Raw genomic sequence first — 14936 nt, 5'->3', positions numbered from 1 at the left:
TGCCGCGCCCCCGCTCGACCTCGCGTCGACGTCGCGCGCGGCGGCGCCACACCCTCATCGTCAGTCGTCACATCAGAGGAGTCCCGTGATGGACCGTCCGCCTCTGCACACCATCGCCGTCGTCGGCCTCGGCACCATGGGCACCGGCATCGCCGACGTGCTCGCACGGGCCGGCCACGAGGTCGTCGGCATCGACATCAGCGACACCGCCGCACGCAACGCCGTCGCCGCGTTCGAGGCCTCGACGGCGCGCGCCGTCAAGCGCGAGCGGATGACGGAGGACGAGCGGCGCAGCGCCCTCGCCCGCTTCCGTACGTTCACCGAACTCGAGGCCGCCGCCGAGGCGCAGCTCGTCATCGAGGTGGTGCCGGAGGACTACGACACCAAGTGCCAGGTGTTCGCTGCCCTCGACACAGTCGTCAAGCCGGACACGATCCTCGCGACGGGCACCAACGCCCTGTCCGTGACACGCCTCGCGGCCGACTCCGACCGCCCCGAGCGCGTGCTGGGCCTGCACTTCTTCCACCCGGCGCAGGCGATGAAGCTCGTCGAGGTCGTCTCCTCGGTGCTGACCTCGCCGGAGGCCGTGGCCGCCGTCACGGATCTCGCGCGGGAGCTGGGCAAGGAGCCCGTCGCGGTCGGCGACCGTCCCGGATTCGTCGCCGACGGGCTGCTGTTCGGCTACCTCAACCAGGCCGCGGCGATGTACGAGTCGCGCTACGCCAGCCGCGAGGACATCGACGACGCGATGCGCCTGGGGTGCGGGCTGCCGATGGGACCGCTGGCGCTGCTCGACCTCATCGGCGTCGACACCGCCCGTACCGTGCTCGACGCGATGTACGCGGACTCCCACGACCGGCTGCACGCACCGGCGCCGATCCTGCGGCAGCTCAGCGACGCCGGGCTCACGGGCCAGAAGGCCGGACGGGGCTTCTACTCCTACGAGGCCCCCGGCTCGTCCGTCCTCGTCGCCGACTCCGAGACCCCGGACGGCGGCACCGCACGTACCGCGGGGCGGCCCGTCTCGGCCGTCGGCGTCGCCGGCTCGGGCACGATGGCGAGCGGCATCGCGGAGGTCTTCGCCAAGGCCGGCTTCGAGACGGTGCTCGCCGCGCGCAGCGAGGAGAAGGCGGAGACGGCGAAGGCCCGCATCGCCAAGTCCTTCGAACGGGCCGTGAAGAAGGGGCGGATGAGCGAGGAGGACCGTGACGCGGCCCTCGCGCGCGTCTCGCCCGCCGGTTCCCTGGACGCGCTGTCCGGCGTCGATCTCGCGGTCGAGGCCGTGGCGGAGGACCTGGACGTGAAGCGGGAGCTGTTCGCGGCCCTCGACCGGGTGTGCAAGCCGGGCGCGGTGCTGGCCACCACCACCAGCTCCCTCCCGGTGGTCGCGTGCGCCCGGGCGACGTCCCGTCCGCAGGACGTCATCGGCATGCACTTCTTCAACCCGGCGCCGGCGATGAAGCTCGTCGAGGTCGTGCGTACCGTGCTGACCGGCGACGAGGCGCACGCGACGGTGCGCGAGGTGTGCGGCGCCGTCCGCAAGCACCCCGTGGACTGCGGGGACCGCGCGGGCTTCATCGTGAACGCGCTGCTGTTCCCGTACCTCAACAACGCCGTGAAGATGGTCGAGCAGCACTACGCCTCCCTCGACGACATCGACTCCGCGATGCGGCTCGGCGGCGGCTACCCGATGGGCCCCTTCGAGCTACTGGACGTCGTCGGGCTGGACGTCTCGCTCGCCATCGAGCAGGTGCTGCACCGCGAGTTCCGCGATCCGGGGCTCGCGCCGGCGCCGCTGCTGGAACACCTGGTCGCCGCGGGCTGCCTGGGCCGCAAGACGGGACGGGGCTTCCGCGAGTACGCACGGCGGTGACGCGTCTGTGAAGCGGGACAACCGGTGGGGCGGGCTGCTGGAGCCGACGGTCGGCAGCCCGCCCCCCGAGTCCGTCACGGCATGTAACGTTCCCTGCATGTCAGACACCGCGAAGCCGTCCCGTTCGCATGCCGCTTCCTCCCAGCGCCTCAGGATGCGCCGCGAGTTGGCGGCGGCGGCCATGGAACTCTTCGCGACGAAGGGGTACGAAGCCACGACGGTCGACGAGATCGCGGCGACGGCCGGTGTCGCCCGCCGCACCTTCTTCCGGCACTTCCGCGCCAAGGAAGAAGCGATCTTCCCCGACCACGACGACACCCTCGTGCGGGCCCAGGCGGTCCTGGAGGCCGCGCCCGCCCATGAGAACCCGCTCGACACGGTCTGCCGCGGCATCAAAGAGGTCATGCGGATGTACGCGGCCTCGCCGAAGGGAAGCGTCGAGCGCTACAAGCTGACCCGTGAGGTGCCGGCGCTTCGCGAACGGGAGATCGCCTCCGTGGCGCGCTACGAGCGGCTCTTCACGCGCTATCTGCTGGGCCACTTCGACGAGGCGGCGCACCGCGACGGCGACGACGACCCGCTTCTCGCGGAGGTCGCCGCCTCCGCGGTCGTCACCGCGCACAACCACGTGCTGCGGCGGTGGCTGCGCAACGGCGCGGTCGGCGACGTGGAGGCTCAGCTGGACCACGCGTTCGCGATCGTGCGCAGGACGTTCGGCACGGGCTTCGGGGCGAACCGGCTCGCGGCCGCGGAGCCGGGGCTCCGCGCGGGCGCCACGGGCGGCGGCGCCGAGACCAGGCGGGAGGACGAGGTGCTGGTCACCGTCGCGCGCACGGACACACCCATCGGCGAGATCATGCGCACGATCGAGCAGGCGCTGCGGGACTAGCCGCGACCGTCAGCGGCGGCGGCCGGCCGTGGGCGACGGTGGCCGGCCAGGCCTCCCGGCCGCGCACCGCGCGCCCCCGGCACCCGTAACGCCCGTAGCGTCCCTGGCGCCTTCGGCGTCCCAAGCGGTCACTTCACCGAACCGCTCACCGGGGCCTTGACGCAGGTAGCGCCGCAACAGCCGGAAGATGACCACACACGAGAGCATCGTGACCAGGACCCCGGCTTCCGGAACGCCCCAGTCGGTACTGTCCGGATGCCCGGAGACGAGGGTGCTCAGGAAGATCGGCAGCGTGAACTTCGCGTCGTCCGGCGTAGCCGTACATGTCGCCGCCGAGCGCGCCGATCCTCCGTGCGGCAGTGAGGAATCCCTTCCAGTCGCGCGGCGGCCGGTCGGGGTCGGGCACGGCCTTCTCGAACAGCTCGGTGTTGTGCAGTAGAGCACCGAGGCGTCTCCGGTGTACGGGAGCGCGCTCAGCGGCGGTCACGGCGACACGGAGCCGGGAGTGCACCGCCGTCCCTGCCGGCTGGTGATCCGCGACTCGACCGACCCGGGCCGCCCGGTGGCGGACACGGCGGGCTGATGGCCAATGCTCATGGGCCGGGCTGACGACCACTGCTCATGGGCGTGCACCAGGTATCCGGAGATTCCCCCGCATATCGGTCGTCAGCGGGGAAGCCGGAGTTGTGAGCGACCTGGAAGAGACCCGAGGAGGCCGTCATGTCACACGACGCCCCCGCGCGACGACTCAGCCGCCTGCCGGAAAACCACGCGCCCGAGCGTACGGCCCTGGTGCACGGTGCTCAGCACTGGACGTACGGCGACCTGGCAGCCGCGTCCGGGGCGCTGGCCGCGGAAATGGACCAACTGACGGGCGAGCGCGTGGCGTTCATGCTGCCGAACTCCCCCGAGGCGCTCCTGACATATCTCGCCTGCTTCCGTTCGGGAGCGATCGCCGCACCCCTCAACACGCGCTACGCGCCGCCCGAGGTCGAGCGGGCGCTCCGGCACACACGCCCCCGCTGGCTCGTCGTCGACGAGAGCCTCACGGACCGGCTCGACGGCGTGAATCCGGCGGTGCTGGCAGGCGTCCGCGTCCTGGTCACCGGACGTGGCGGGCGCCACGAGCCGTTCACTCCGCTGCTCGACCCCCGCCCCGGCGACACCGGACCGCCGCGCCGGCCGTCCCGGCCGCACGGGCCGGAACGCCCCGCCGCGCTGTTCCTCACCTCCGGCTCGACGGGCGAGCCCAAGGCCGTCCTCCACAGCCACGGCTCGGCCCTCGCCATGCTCACCAGTACCTCCGAGGCCATGGGCAGGATCCGCGGCGACGACGTGGTACAGGTCTGCGATCCGCTGGTCCACGTCAGCGGGTTCATCGAGACGCTGAGCACCATCATGGCCGGGGGCGAGGCCGTCCTCTACGACGGGTTCGACCTGCCCGGCTATGTTTCGGGGCTGCTCGCCCACCGGCCCACCCTGATCTGCACCCACATCGATGTACTGGCTCAGCTGGCGCACGAGCCGAGCGCCGAGCGATCCTGGTTCTCCTCGCTGCGTGGCGTCTACACGGGCGGCGAGACGGTGCCCGACGCGTTGCAGCGCGACTTCACGGCCCTCACCGGAGTGCCCATCGGCGTGGGCTATGGCCTGACCGAGGCGATCTGGCTCACCGTCGAGCGCGACCCCGGGCCCGGCGGTGCCGGCTGCATCGGCACACCGGTCGGCGGCGCGGAGCTGCGTACGGACGAGGAGACCGGTGAGCTTCTCGTACGCGGCCCCATGCTCATGAGCCGTTACTGGAACGACGAGGAACTCACCCGGCGGTCCGTGTGGGACGGCTGGCTGCGCACCGGGGACATGGCCTCCCGGGACGCCGACGGCATCTGGTGGTTCCGCGACCGCATCAAGAACCTCATCGTGCGCCGCACCTCCAAGATCACTCCCGGAGAGGTCGAGTCGGCGATCGACGAGCACCCGGAGGTGGCCGATTCGGCGGTCGTCGCGGCGCCCGACTCCGAGGAGGGCCAGGTGCCGGTGGCCTTCGTCGTCCTGCGGCAAGGGGGCGGACTCACGGCCGACGATCTGACCGCCTTTCTGCGGGGACGCATCGCCGCGTACAAGCTCCCCAGCCGCATCCACTTCCTCGACGCGCTGCCGCTTACCGCGAGCGGCAAGACCTCGCACCACGATCTGGAAGCAGCCGCGACCCGCGGCTGAGTGCGCCCGGCCGACTCCCTTACGGCAGGCGCTGCTTGGCGCCCGCGCACAGCGGGCCGGGCGGCGGCCCGATGAACACCGCCCCCCGCGCGCAGCAAACCGGACGCACCGCGCGCCCCCACTCCGCTCATGCGTGCGCCACCTCACGACAATTGAGAGAAATTCTTGGCACGCAGTGTCTTGTGTCCTGGCACTGGGTGTCATAGCTTGGTGCGAGTCTGGGCGCTGTCCCAGCGGCACCACACCCGCTCGTGCCCGGACGCCTGCGTCACAGGCACCCCCGCGCTCACCAGCGCAGCCAACAGCATCACCCGCCGAACCGACGGCTCTGCCTCACACCCGACGACCCTCAAAGCGTCTCCTTCCACAGCGCTTCGCCGGAGGCATTACCGTGAACAAGATCCTCGACGCGATCCTCGCGTCCGACACCACCGCCGACGACTTCGCGAACCTCGATCTGCCCGAGTCGTACCGCGCGATCACCGTCCACAAGGACGAGGCCGAGATGTTCGACGGCCTCGACTCCCGGGACAAGGACCCCCGCAAGTCGCTGCACCTGGACGAGGTGCCCGTGCCCGAACTGGGGCCCGGCGAGGCGCTGGTGGCCGTGATGGCCTCCTCCGTCAACTACAACTCCGTGTGGACGTCGCTCTTCGAGCCCGTGTCCACCTTCGCCTTCCTGGAGCGTTACGGGCGGCTGTCGCCGCTGACCAAGCGCCACGACCTGCCGTACCACGTCATCGGCTCCGACCTGTCCGGCGTCGTGCTGCGTACGGGCGCGGGCGTGAACTCCTGGAAGCCGGGCGACGAAGTCGTCGCGCACTGCCTGTCCGTCGAACTGGAGTCGGCCGACGGCCACAACGACACGATGCTCGACCCGGAGCAGCGCATCTGGGGCTTCGAGACCAACTTCGGCGGCCTCGCCGAGATCGCGCTCGTCAAGTCCAACCAGCTGATGCCCAAGCCGGACCACCTCAGCTGGGAGGAGGCGGCTGCACCGGGCCTGGTCAACTCCACCGCGTACCGGCAGCTGGTCTCCGGCAACGGCGCCGGGATGAAGCAGGGCGACAACGTCCTCATCTGGGGCGCGAGCGGCGGACTCGGCTCGTACGCCACGCAGTTCGCGCTCGCGGGCGGCGCCAACCCGATCTGCGTCGTCTCCAGCGAGCAGAAGGCGGAGATCTGCCGCCGCATGGGCGCGGAGGCGATCATCGACCGCAACGCCGAGGGCTACAAGTTCTGGAAGGACGAGCACAACCAGGACCCGAAGGAGTGGAAGCGCTTCGGCAAGCGCATCCGCGAGCTGACCGGCGGCGAGGACGTCGACATCGTCTTCGAGCACCCCGGCCGCGAGACCTTCGGCGCCAGCGTGTACGTCACGCGCAAGGGCGGCACGATCGTCACCTGCGCCTCCACCTCCGGCTATCAGCACACCTACGACAACCGCTACCTGTGGATGTCGCTGAAGCGGATCGTCGGCTCGCACTTCGCCAACTACCGCGAGGCGTGGGAGGCGAACCGCCTCATCGCCAAGGGCAAGATCCATCCGACCCTCTCCCGTACGTACAACCTGGAGGAGACGGGGCAGGCGGCCCAGGACGTGCACCGCAACGTCCACCAGGGCAAGGTCGGGGTCCTCTCGCTCGCGCCCGAGGAGGGCCTGGGCGTGCGCGACGCGGAGAAGCGCGCCAAGCACCTCGGCGCGATCAACTTGTTCAGGGATACCGAAGGCGAGCGGACCGACAAGCACGGCCGGAACGGCGAGCATGCCTGAGCGAGCCAAGGACCGGCCGTGGCTGATGCGCACATACGCCGGTCACTCCACGGCCGAGGCGTCCAACGAGCTCTACCGGCGCAACCTCGCGAAGGGCCAGACCGGTCTGTCGGTCGCCTTCGACCTGCCGACGCAGACCGGTTACGACCCCGACCACGTGCTCGCACGCGGCGAGGTCGGCCGGGTCGGCGTGCCGGTCTCCCATGTCGCGGACATGCGGCGGCTGTTCGAGGGCATCCCGCTGGAGCAGATGAACACCTCGATGACGATCAACGCCACCGCCATGTGGCTGCTGGCGCTGTACCAGGTCGTCGCCGAGGAGCACGGCGCGGACATCTCCAAGCTCCAGGGGACGACGCAGAACGACATCGTCAAGGAGTACCTGTCGCGGGGCACGCACGTCTTCCCGCCGGCGCCTTCGCTGCGGCTGACCACGGACATGATCGCCTACACGGTCGGCCACATCCCCAAGTGGAATCCCATCAACATCTGTAGCTACCACCTCCAGGAGGCCGGTGCCACACCGGTCCAGGAGATCGCGTACGCCATGAGCACGGCCATCGCCGTCCTCGACGCCGTACGCGACTCGGGGCAGGTGCCGCAGGAGCGGATGGGCGACGTGGTGGCGCGGATCTCCTTCTTCGTCAACGCGGGAGTCCGCTTCGTCGAGGAGATGTGCAAGATGCGCGCCTTCACGCGCATCTGGGACCGCGTCACACGCGAGCGGTACGGCATCGAGAACCCCAAGCAGCGCCGCTTCCGCTACGGGGTCCAGGTCAACTCCCTGGGCCTCACGGAGGCGCAGCCGGAGAACAACGTCCAGCGCATCGTGCTGGAGATGCTGGCCGTCACCCTCTCCAAGGACGCGCGCGCCCGCGCCGTCCAACTGCCCGCCTGGAACGAGGCGCTGGGCCTGCCGCGGCCCTGGGACCAGCAGTGGTCGCTGCGCATCCAGCAGGTGCTGGCGATGGAGAGCGACCTGCTGGAGTACGACGACATCTTCGCCGGGTCGCACGTGATCGAGGCGAAGGTGAACGAGCTCGTCGAGGCCTCGTACGCCGAGATGGAGCACATCGAGAGCCTCGGCGGCGCCATGGCCGCGGTCGAGTCGGGCTATCTGAAGTCGCAGCTGGTGGCCTCGCACGCCGAGCGCCGCGGCCGCATCGAGTCCGGCGAGGAGAAGATCGTCGGCGTCAACTGCTATGAGACGACCGAGCCCAACCCCCTCACCGCCGACCTGGAGACGGCGATCCACAGCGTCGACCCGGCGACCGAGGAACAGGTCGCCGAGGCCGTGCGGGTCTGGCGCGGCGAACGCGACGCCTCGCCCGGCGCGGCGGCACCGCGTGCCCTCCAGCACCTCAAGGACGCCGCCGCGAGCGACGCCAACCTCATGGAGGCGTCCCTGGAGTGCGCCCGCGCGGGCGTCACCACCGGCGAGTGGGCGGGCGCCCTGCGCGAGGTGTTCGGCGAGTTCCGGGCGCCCACCGGCGTGAGCAGCGCCCCCGTGGCGGTGCCCGCCGAGGAGGGCTCCGCGCTGGCCGGCGTGCGCCGCAGGGTGGAGCTGACCGCCGGCGACCTGGGCGTCGGCAAACTCCGGCTGCTGGTGGGCAAGCCGGGCCTGGACGGGCACAGCAACGGAGCGGAGCAGATCGCGGTACGGGCCCGCGACGCGGGCTTCGAGGTGGTCTACCAGGGCATCCGGCTCACGCCCGAGCAGATCGCCTCGGCCGCCGTCGCCGAGGACGTGCACTGCGTCGGCCTGTCCATCCTCTCCGGCTCGCACGCCGAACTCGTGCCGGACGTGCTTCAGCGGCTGGAGAAGGCCGGCGCCGTCGATCTGCCGGTCGTCGTGGGCGGCATCATCCCCGCGGCCGACGCGGCCGCGCTGCGAGAGGCCGGAGTCGCCGCCGTGTTCACGCCGAAGGACTTCGGCATCACGGAGATCATCGGCCGTATCGTCAACGAAATCCGCACAGCGAACAAGCTCGACCCCCTGGAGGTCCCCGCATGACAGCCCCGACGCCGGACACCGGCCAGGCATCCCGCCGTCTGCGTCCCCGGCGCTCCTGCATGGCCGTGCCCGGAAGCAACCCGCGCTTCCTGGAGAAGGCGCAGGGCCTCCCCGCGGACCAGGTCTTCCTCGACCTGGAGGACGCGTGTGCGCCGCTGGCCAAGCCGGACGCCCGGCACACCATCGTGAAGTTCCTCAACGAGGGCGACTGGAGCGGCAAGACGCGCGTCGTGCGCGTCAACGACTGGACGACGCACTGGACTTACCGGGACGTCATCACCGTCGTCGAGGGCGCGGGGCAGAACCTCGACTGCATCATGCTGCCGAAGGTCCAGGACGCGCAGCAGGTCCAGGCCCTGGACATGCTGCTGACGCAGATCGAGACGACGATGGGCTTCGAGGTCGGCCGCATCGGCATCGAGGCGCAGATCGAGAACGCCAAGGGCCTGGTGAACGTCGACGAGATCGCCGCGTCCTCGTCCCGCATGGAGACCATCGTCTTCGGGCCCGCCGACTTCATGGCGTCCATCAACATGAAGTCCCTGGTCGTCGGCGAGCAGCCGCCCGGCTACCCGTCGGACGCGTACCACTACATCCTCATGCGGATCCTGATGGCCGCCCGCACCCACGACCTCCAGGCGATCGACGGCCCGTACCTCCAGATCAAGAACGTCGACGGCTTCCGCGAGGTGGCGGACCGCGCCGCGGCGCTCGGCTACGACGGCAAGTGGGTGCTGCACCCCGGCCAGGTCGAGGCGTCGAACGAGATCTTCTCCCCGTCCCAGGAGGACTACGACCACGCCGAGATGATCCTCGACGCCTACGAGTACTTCACGTCCGAGCAGGGCGGCAAGAAGGGCTCGGCGATGCTCGGCGACGAGATGATCGACGAGGCGAGCCGCAAGATGGCGCTGGTCATCGCCGGCAAGGGCCGTGCGGCCGGCATGTCCCGCACCACGAGCTTCGAAGCACCGGAGGCCTGACCGCCATGCAATTCGGCCGCACCTACGAAGAGTTCACCGTCGGGGACGTCTACAGGCACTGGCCCGGCAAGACGGTCACCGAGTACGACGACCACCTGTTCTGTCTGCTCACCATGAACCACCACCCGCTCCACATGGACAGCAACTACGCGGAGCAGACCACCGACTTCGGCAAGAACGTCGTCGTCGGCAACTACGTCTACTCGCTGCTGCTGGGCATGTCGGTGCCGGACGTCTCCGGGAAGGCCATCGCCAACCTGGAGGTCGAGTCGCTCAAGCACGTGGCGCCGACCTTCCACGGCGACACGATCTACGGCGAGACCACCGTCCTCGACAAGACCCCGTCCAGGTCGAAGAGCGACCGCGGCGTCGTGCACGTCGAGACCAAGGGCTACAACCAGGACGGCACGCTCGTGTGCGTCTTCCGCCGCAAGGTGATGGTGCCCACGGAGACGTACGTCAAGGAGCGCGGAGGAGAGCAGCCGGGCCGCCCCGAACTGCGCGAGGCCCCGGGCAAGGACGCGGGCAAGGGAGGCAAGTGAGATGGGAAGGCTCGCTCAGACCGAAGGTCTCACGGAGATCCAGCAGGAGATCCTCTCCACCGTCCGCAGCTTCGTCGACAAGGAGATCCTCCCGGTCGCCACGGAGCTGGAGCACCGCGACGAGTACCCGACGGAGATAGTCGAAGGCCTCAAGGAACTCGGGCTGTTCGGCCTGATGATCCCCGAGGAGTACGGCGGGCTCGGTGAGTCCCTTCTCACGTACGCGCTGTGCGTCGAGGAGATCGCGCGGGGCTGGATGAGCGTCTCCGGCATCATCAACACCCACTTCATCGTGGCGTACATGCTCAAGCAGCACGGCACCCAGGAGCAGAAGGACCATTTCCTGCCGAGGATGGCGACGGGCGAGGTGCGCGGCGCCTTCTCCATGTCGGAGCCGGGTCTGGGCTCGGATGTTTCGGCCATCTCCTCCAAGGGTGAACGCGAGGGCGCCGACGGTGACTTCGTGCTCAACGGCCAGAAGATGTGGCTGACCAACGGCGGCTCGTCGACGCTGGTGGCGGTCCTGTGCCGCACGGACGAGGGCCACCCCGAAGGCACCGCGCCGCACAAGTCGATGACGACCTTCCTCGTGGAGAAGGAGCCCGGCTTCGGCGAGGTGCGTCCCGGGCTGACCATCCCCGGCAAGATCGACAAGATGGGCTACAAGGGCGTCGACACGACCGAGCTCATCATGCAGGACCTGCGCGTTCCCGCGGACCGGGTGCTCGGCGGCGAGACCGGCCGCGGCTTCTACCAGATGATGGACGGCGTGGAGGTCGGCCGCGTCAATGTGGCGGCGCGTGGCTGCGGAGTCGCGCAGCGTGCCTTCGAGCTGGGCATCGATTACGCACAGCAACGGCACACTTTCGGAAAGCCGATCGCACAGCACCAGGCGATTCAGTTCAGGCTGGCGGAAATGGGGACGAAGGTCGAGGCCGCTCACGCATTGATGGTCGGCGCGGCCCGAAAGAAAGACGCCGGTCAGCGGAACGACCTGGAGGCGGGAATGGCCAAATACCTCGCCTCCGAGTACTGCAAGGAGGTCGTGGAGGACGCGTTTCGCATCCACGGCGGGTACGGTTTCTCGAAGGAGTACGAGATCGAGCGCCTCTACCGCGAGGCGCCGATGCTCTTGATCGGTGAAGGAACCGCCGAGATCCAGAAAATGATCGTAGGCCGCCGCCTGTTGGAGGAGTACCGCTTCCAGGGTTGATGTCCCTTTTCGGGATGTTCTCCTGCCGGTCAGGACGACATCCCGATCCGGGATCAGGGCACGGACTGCCGCACTGGCTTGGCCAGTTGCCATCCGTAACCGATAACATCCCGGAAAGCCGCCGTCCCCCAGTAGCAGCCGCGGCTCCCTCCGCTACGAAGGTCATACATGCCCCACAGCCCATCCTCTGCACCCCGCGGACGAGTCCGCATCGCGCGCGGAGCGTCGCCGTGGCTTCTGCCGACCGTCGCCACGGCGGCCGTCGGACTCCTCCGCGCCCGCCGCTCGAAGAGAGCGGCGGCCGTCGCCGTACCGGCGACCGCGCTCGCGGCCGGCATGCTCTGGTTCTTCCGCGACCCGGAGCGCGAGATCGCGCAGGGACGCGTCATCGCTCCGGCCGACGGAGTGGTGCAGAGCATCATGCCGTGGCACGACGGACGCACCCGCGTCGCGATCTTCATGAGCCCGCTCAACGTGCACGTCAACCGCGCCCCGCTCGCGGGCACCGTCGCCTCCGTGGAACACATCCCGGGTGGCTACGTGCCGGCGTTCAACAAGGAGAGCGAGTACAACGAGCGCGTCGTCTGGCACTTCGACACCGAGATCGGCGACGTGGAGATGATCCAGATCGCCGGCGCGGTGGCCCGGCGGATCGTTCCGTACGTGCCGCAGGGCTGCAAGGTCGAACAGGGCGACCGCGTGGGGCTGATCCGCTTCGGCTCCCGCGTCGACATCTACCTCCCCGAGGGCGTCGAGGCCGGCGTCGAGGTCGGGCAGGCCACGACCGCGGGGGTGACTCGCCTTGACCGTGATTGATCCCGATACGCAGGCGGCCGCCTGGGTCGCCGAAGCCGAGGCGGACGACGACGAGATGCCGCTCTCCACGCGGCTGTCGATAGCGGACACGCTGACGCTCGGCAACGCCACGTGCGGCTTCATGGCGGTGTACTTCACCACCACCGGTGTCCTCATCCCGCATCTGACGGGCAGCGAGGACGGCGGCATGGCGCGGCACAGCGCCGCGACCGCCGTGATGCTGATGCTGCTGGCGTCCGTCTTCGACCTCTTCGACGGGCTCGTGGCGCGGAAGCTGCGCAGCTCGGCGATGGGCGCGGAGCTGGACAACCTCTCCGACCTGATCAGCTTCGGCCTCGCCCCGGCATTCTTCGTGGCCACGTGGGGCATGGTCGCCAACGACGCGAACCAGCAGGTGTCGGTGGTGGCAGCCGTCGTGGTGCTGCTGGCGGTGGTGCTGCGGCTTGCGAGGTTCTCGTGCGTGCCGATGCGGGACGGCATGTTCCAGGGCATGCCCGGCCCGTTCGGGGCGCTGACGGTCGTGTCGATCGTGCTGCTGGAGCTGCCGTTCGTACCGACGCTGCTGGCGATCATGGGTGTGGCGTGGCTGATGGTGAGCCGCGTCGAGTACCCGAAGCCGACGGGCCGGCTGGCGGTGGCGATGCTCGGCTGGATCGTCGCGAGCATGGGACTGCTGGCGGCATGGGCGTTCGACGCACCCGGCGGTGAGCTGCTGCTCCAGACCGGCTGCGCGCTCCAGGTCGTACTGGGCGCCGTGATCCCGCTGTTCGCGACCTTCCGCCGCGTGCACACCTTCCGCGACAACCGCCGCGAGGCGAGGACCGCCGCGCAGGGCTGAACAGGCGGACCCACTTGAGCGCTGGGCCCCGGGGCATCCCCGGGGCCCAGCGCTCTGTCATGGGTCTGCGTCGTGGGTCTGCGTCGTGGGTCTGCGTCGTGGGTCTGCGTCGTGGGTCTGCGGTTCCGCGTCCCGTCAGGCGTGGCGGGCGACGAAGGCGGCCAGCTCGTCGAGACGGCGCAGGGTCTCCGCCTCGGGAACCGTGGGCAGGGCGAACGCCACGCGCTCGACGCCCGCTTCCGCGAAGCCCGCGAGCTACCGAGCGTCAGGGTGCTGGTCGCGGTGGACGCGGCGGCCAGGGCGACGAACGGGTCTAGCGTGCGGCAGTACTCGCCGGGCAGTTCGCCGCCGCCGGGCCAGGGGGTCTCGCGCCGCACGGGGATGTGCGAGTGCTCGGTGAGCAGCAGCGCCTCGAAGCCGCGCTCCTCCAGAGCACGCGCGAGTGTGTGCGGTGCGATCCCCTGGTCCGTGACGAAGGCCTGCACGCCGAACTTCATCTGCCGCCCTCCCGGGCCCGGGGTGCTCTCCGGCCCCTTCCGCCGGTGCGGACGACAGGGGCCGCCGTGCCGTGCGCGATGCTCAGAGCCGGTCCGCAGCAATGCGTTCCGCGAGGTCCTCCAGCAGTGACCCGGCCTGGAGCATGCAGCGGTCCTGGTCCTTCTCCAAGTCCGAGAGCGCATAGGCGCGTTCGATGCCGGCGCCCTTGAGGGCCTTGTTGTCCAGGGCCAGCCGCCCGCACACCGCGATCACGGGCTTGCCCGCCTCGCGTGCCACCGCGGCGACACCCGCCGGTGCCTTGCCGTGCAGGGTCTGCTCGTCGAGCGAGCCCTCGCCGGTGATGACCAGGTCGGCGCGGGACAGGGCGTCGGCGAAGCCCAGCACCTCCAGCAGTACGTCGATGCCGGGGCGGAAGGCGGCGTTCAGGCCGATGAGCGCGCCGTATCCGATGCCGCCGGCCGCTCCCGCGCCGGGCGCCTCGGCCGTCTCCGCGGCGCGCGAGCCGATGGATTCGCCCATGACATGCACGAAGTGGGTGAGCGCGGCGTCGAGTACCTTCACGTCCTGCTCGCCCGCGCCCTTCTGCGGACCGTAGACGTACGCGGCGCCCTTCGGCCCGGTGAGGGGGTTGTCGACGTCGCTGGCGAGGATCACCTCGACGTCGGCCAGCCGCTCGTCGAGACCGGAGAGGTCCGCGGAGACCATCTCCACCAGCGGGCCGCCGCCGTGCGGCACCGGGTCGCCGTCCTCGTCGAGGAAGCGGGCGCCGAGCGCTTCGAGCATGCCCGCGCCGCCGTCGGTCGTCGCGGAACCGCCGACGCCGAGGACGACGGTGCGGGCGCCGGCCTCGACGGCGGCGAGCAGCAGCTCGCCGGTGCCGCGCGTCGTCGCGGTGAGCGGGGCGACGACGCCGGGCGGCATCAGCCCCAGCCCGGAGGCCTCGGCCATCTCGACCACCGCCGTGCCGTCGCGGAGTGCGAAGGCCGCGGTGACGGGGGCGCCGAGCGGGCCGGTGACCTCGGTCTCGTGACGCTCGAAGCCGGCGGCGACCGCCGCGGCCACCGTGCCGTCGCCGCCGTCGGCGACCGGCAGGGATTCCAGGACCGCGTCGGGTCGCGCACGCCTGATCCCTGTAGTGATCCGTTCCGCGACCTCGACGGCCGTCAGTGATCCCTTGAACTTGTCCGCGGCGATCAGTACGCGCGCCGTCGTCGTCATGGTTCTGCCCCTGGGTCTGTTTTGCGTTCGAACAGGCAGTCGCGCCGATGCGACCTTA

At 70.2% G+C, this 14936-nt stretch carries 11 protein-coding genes and 1 pseudogene; 10 read left to right on the top strand and 2 right to left on the bottom strand.

The genetic code is table 11. The features are described from left to right. Positions 1 to 88: 88 nt before the first annotated feature. From HCC61_RS09035 to pssA, 10 genes are all read left to right on the top strand, one after another. The gene (locus tag HCC61_RS09035) at positions 89 to 1873 is read left to right on the top strand and encodes a 3-hydroxyacyl-CoA dehydrogenase (protein ID WP_169134782.1); all 1785 of its coding nucleotides are present in this window, start codon (positions 89 to 91) and stop codon (positions 1871 to 1873) included. Positions 1874 to 1970: 97 nt separating this feature from the next. Further along, entirely contained in the window at positions 1971 to 2762 is a 792-nt protein-coding gene (locus tag HCC61_RS09030) for a TetR family transcriptional regulator (RefSeq protein ID WP_206322284.1), read from the top strand. Between the two features lie 720 nt (positions 2763 to 3482). Then, a complete protein-coding gene (locus HCC61_RS09025; RefSeq protein WP_169134780.1) occupies positions 3483 to 4982 on the top strand; it encodes a class I adenylate-forming enzyme family protein in 1500 nt (499 codons plus the stop codon). A gap of 391 nt (positions 4983 to 5373) precedes the next feature. Then, positions 5374 to 6756: a crotonyl-CoA carboxylase/reductase gene (gene ccrA, locus HCC61_RS09020; protein ID WP_169134779.1), complete on the top strand. Its 1383-nt coding sequence runs from the start codon at positions 5374 to 5376 to the stop codon at positions 6754 to 6756. Then, on the top strand, positions 6749 to 8770 hold the full coding sequence (locus tag HCC61_RS09015; RefSeq protein ID WP_169134778.1) for a protein meaA: 2022 nt from the start codon (positions 6749 to 6751) through the stop codon (positions 8768 to 8770). Before ccrA ends, HCC61_RS09015 begins: the two co-directional genes overlap by 8 nt. After that, a complete protein-coding gene (locus HCC61_RS09010; protein ID WP_169134777.1) occupies positions 8767 to 9753 on the top strand; it encodes a CoA ester lyase in 987 nt (328 codons plus the stop codon). Before HCC61_RS09015 ends, HCC61_RS09010 begins: the two co-directional genes overlap by 4 nt. A 5-nt stretch (positions 9754 to 9758) precedes the next feature. After that, positions 9759 to 10295, top strand: a complete 537-nt coding sequence (locus HCC61_RS09005) for a MaoC family dehydratase (protein ID WP_169134776.1) — start codon at positions 9759 to 9761, stop codon at positions 10293 to 10295. A gap of 1 nt (position 10296) precedes the next feature. After that, positions 10297 to 11508 (top strand): acyl-CoA dehydrogenase family protein, encoded by a 1212-nt coding sequence (locus HCC61_RS09000; RefSeq protein ID WP_169134775.1) that lies wholly within the window; start codon positions 10297 to 10299, stop codon positions 11506 to 11508. A 168-nt stretch (positions 11509 to 11676) separates the two neighbouring features. Then, the gene (locus HCC61_RS08995; RefSeq protein WP_169134774.1) at positions 11677 to 12324 is read left to right on the top strand and encodes a phosphatidylserine decarboxylase; all 648 of its coding nucleotides are present in this window, start codon (positions 11677 to 11679) and stop codon (positions 12322 to 12324) included. After that, complete coding sequence (gene pssA, locus HCC61_RS08990; protein WP_169134773.1) at positions 12311 to 13162, top strand: CDP-diacylglycerol--serine O-phosphatidyltransferase; 852 nt, start codon at positions 12311 to 12313, stop codon at positions 13160 to 13162. Before HCC61_RS08995 ends, pssA begins: the two co-directional genes overlap by 14 nt. A 254-nt stretch (positions 13163 to 13416) precedes the next feature. On the opposite strand, the pseudogene HCC61_RS08985 reads toward pssA, so the two are convergent. Together HCC61_RS08985 and HCC61_RS08980 are read right to left on the bottom strand one after the other, a co-directional pair. Further along, positions 13417 to 13659: pseudogene (locus HCC61_RS08985) on the bottom strand (LLM class flavin-dependent oxidoreductase); the annotation flags it as partial. Between the two features lie 82 nt (positions 13660 to 13741). Continuing rightward, complete coding sequence (locus tag HCC61_RS08980) at positions 13742 to 14878, bottom strand: glycerate kinase (protein ID WP_169134772.1); 1137 nt, start codon at positions 14876 to 14878, stop codon at positions 13742 to 13744. Between the last annotated feature and the right edge of the window lie 58 nt (positions 14879 to 14936).

Origin of the sequence: Streptomyces sp. HNM0575 (genome assembly GCF_012726265.1) — a bacterium.
Classification (GTDB): Bacteria; Actinomycetota; Actinomycetes; order Streptomycetales; family Streptomycetaceae; genus Streptomyces.
This window is presented reverse-complemented; position numbering and strand designations above follow the sequence as displayed.

What these genes read in the sequence shown, in the direction of transcription:
- HCC61_RS09035 (WP_169134782.1), top strand. Translation starts at nt 89, where the DNA reads ATGGACCGTCCGCCTCTGCACACCATCGCCGTCGTCGGCCTCGGCACC.
- HCC61_RS09030 (WP_206322284.1), top strand. Translation starts at nt 1,971, where the DNA reads ATGTCAGACACCGCGAAGCCGTCCCGTTCGCATGCCGCTTCCTCCCAG.
- HCC61_RS09025 (WP_169134780.1), top strand. Translation starts at nt 3,483, where the DNA reads ATGTCACACGACGCCCCCGCGCGACGACTCAGCCGCCTGCCGGAAAAC.
- HCC61_RS09015 (WP_169134778.1), top strand. Translation starts at nt 6,749, where the DNA reads ATGCCTGAGCGAGCCAAGGACCGGCCGTGGCTGATGCGCACATACGCC.
- HCC61_RS09010 (WP_169134777.1), top strand. Translation starts at nt 8,767, where the DNA reads ATGACAGCCCCGACGCCGGACACCGGCCAGGCATCCCGCCGTCTGCGT.
- HCC61_RS09005 (WP_169134776.1), top strand. Translation starts at nt 9,759, where the DNA reads ATGCAATTCGGCCGCACCTACGAAGAGTTCACCGTCGGGGACGTCTAC.
- HCC61_RS09000 (WP_169134775.1), top strand. Translation starts at nt 10,297, where the DNA reads ATGGGAAGGCTCGCTCAGACCGAAGGTCTCACGGAGATCCAGCAGGAG.
- HCC61_RS08995 (WP_169134774.1), top strand. Translation starts at nt 11,677, where the DNA reads ATGCCCCACAGCCCATCCTCTGCACCCCGCGGACGAGTCCGCATCGCG.
- HCC61_RS08980 (WP_169134772.1), bottom strand. Translation starts at nt 14,878, where the DNA reads ATGACGACGACGGCGCGCGTACTGATCGCCGCGGACAAGTTCAAGGGA.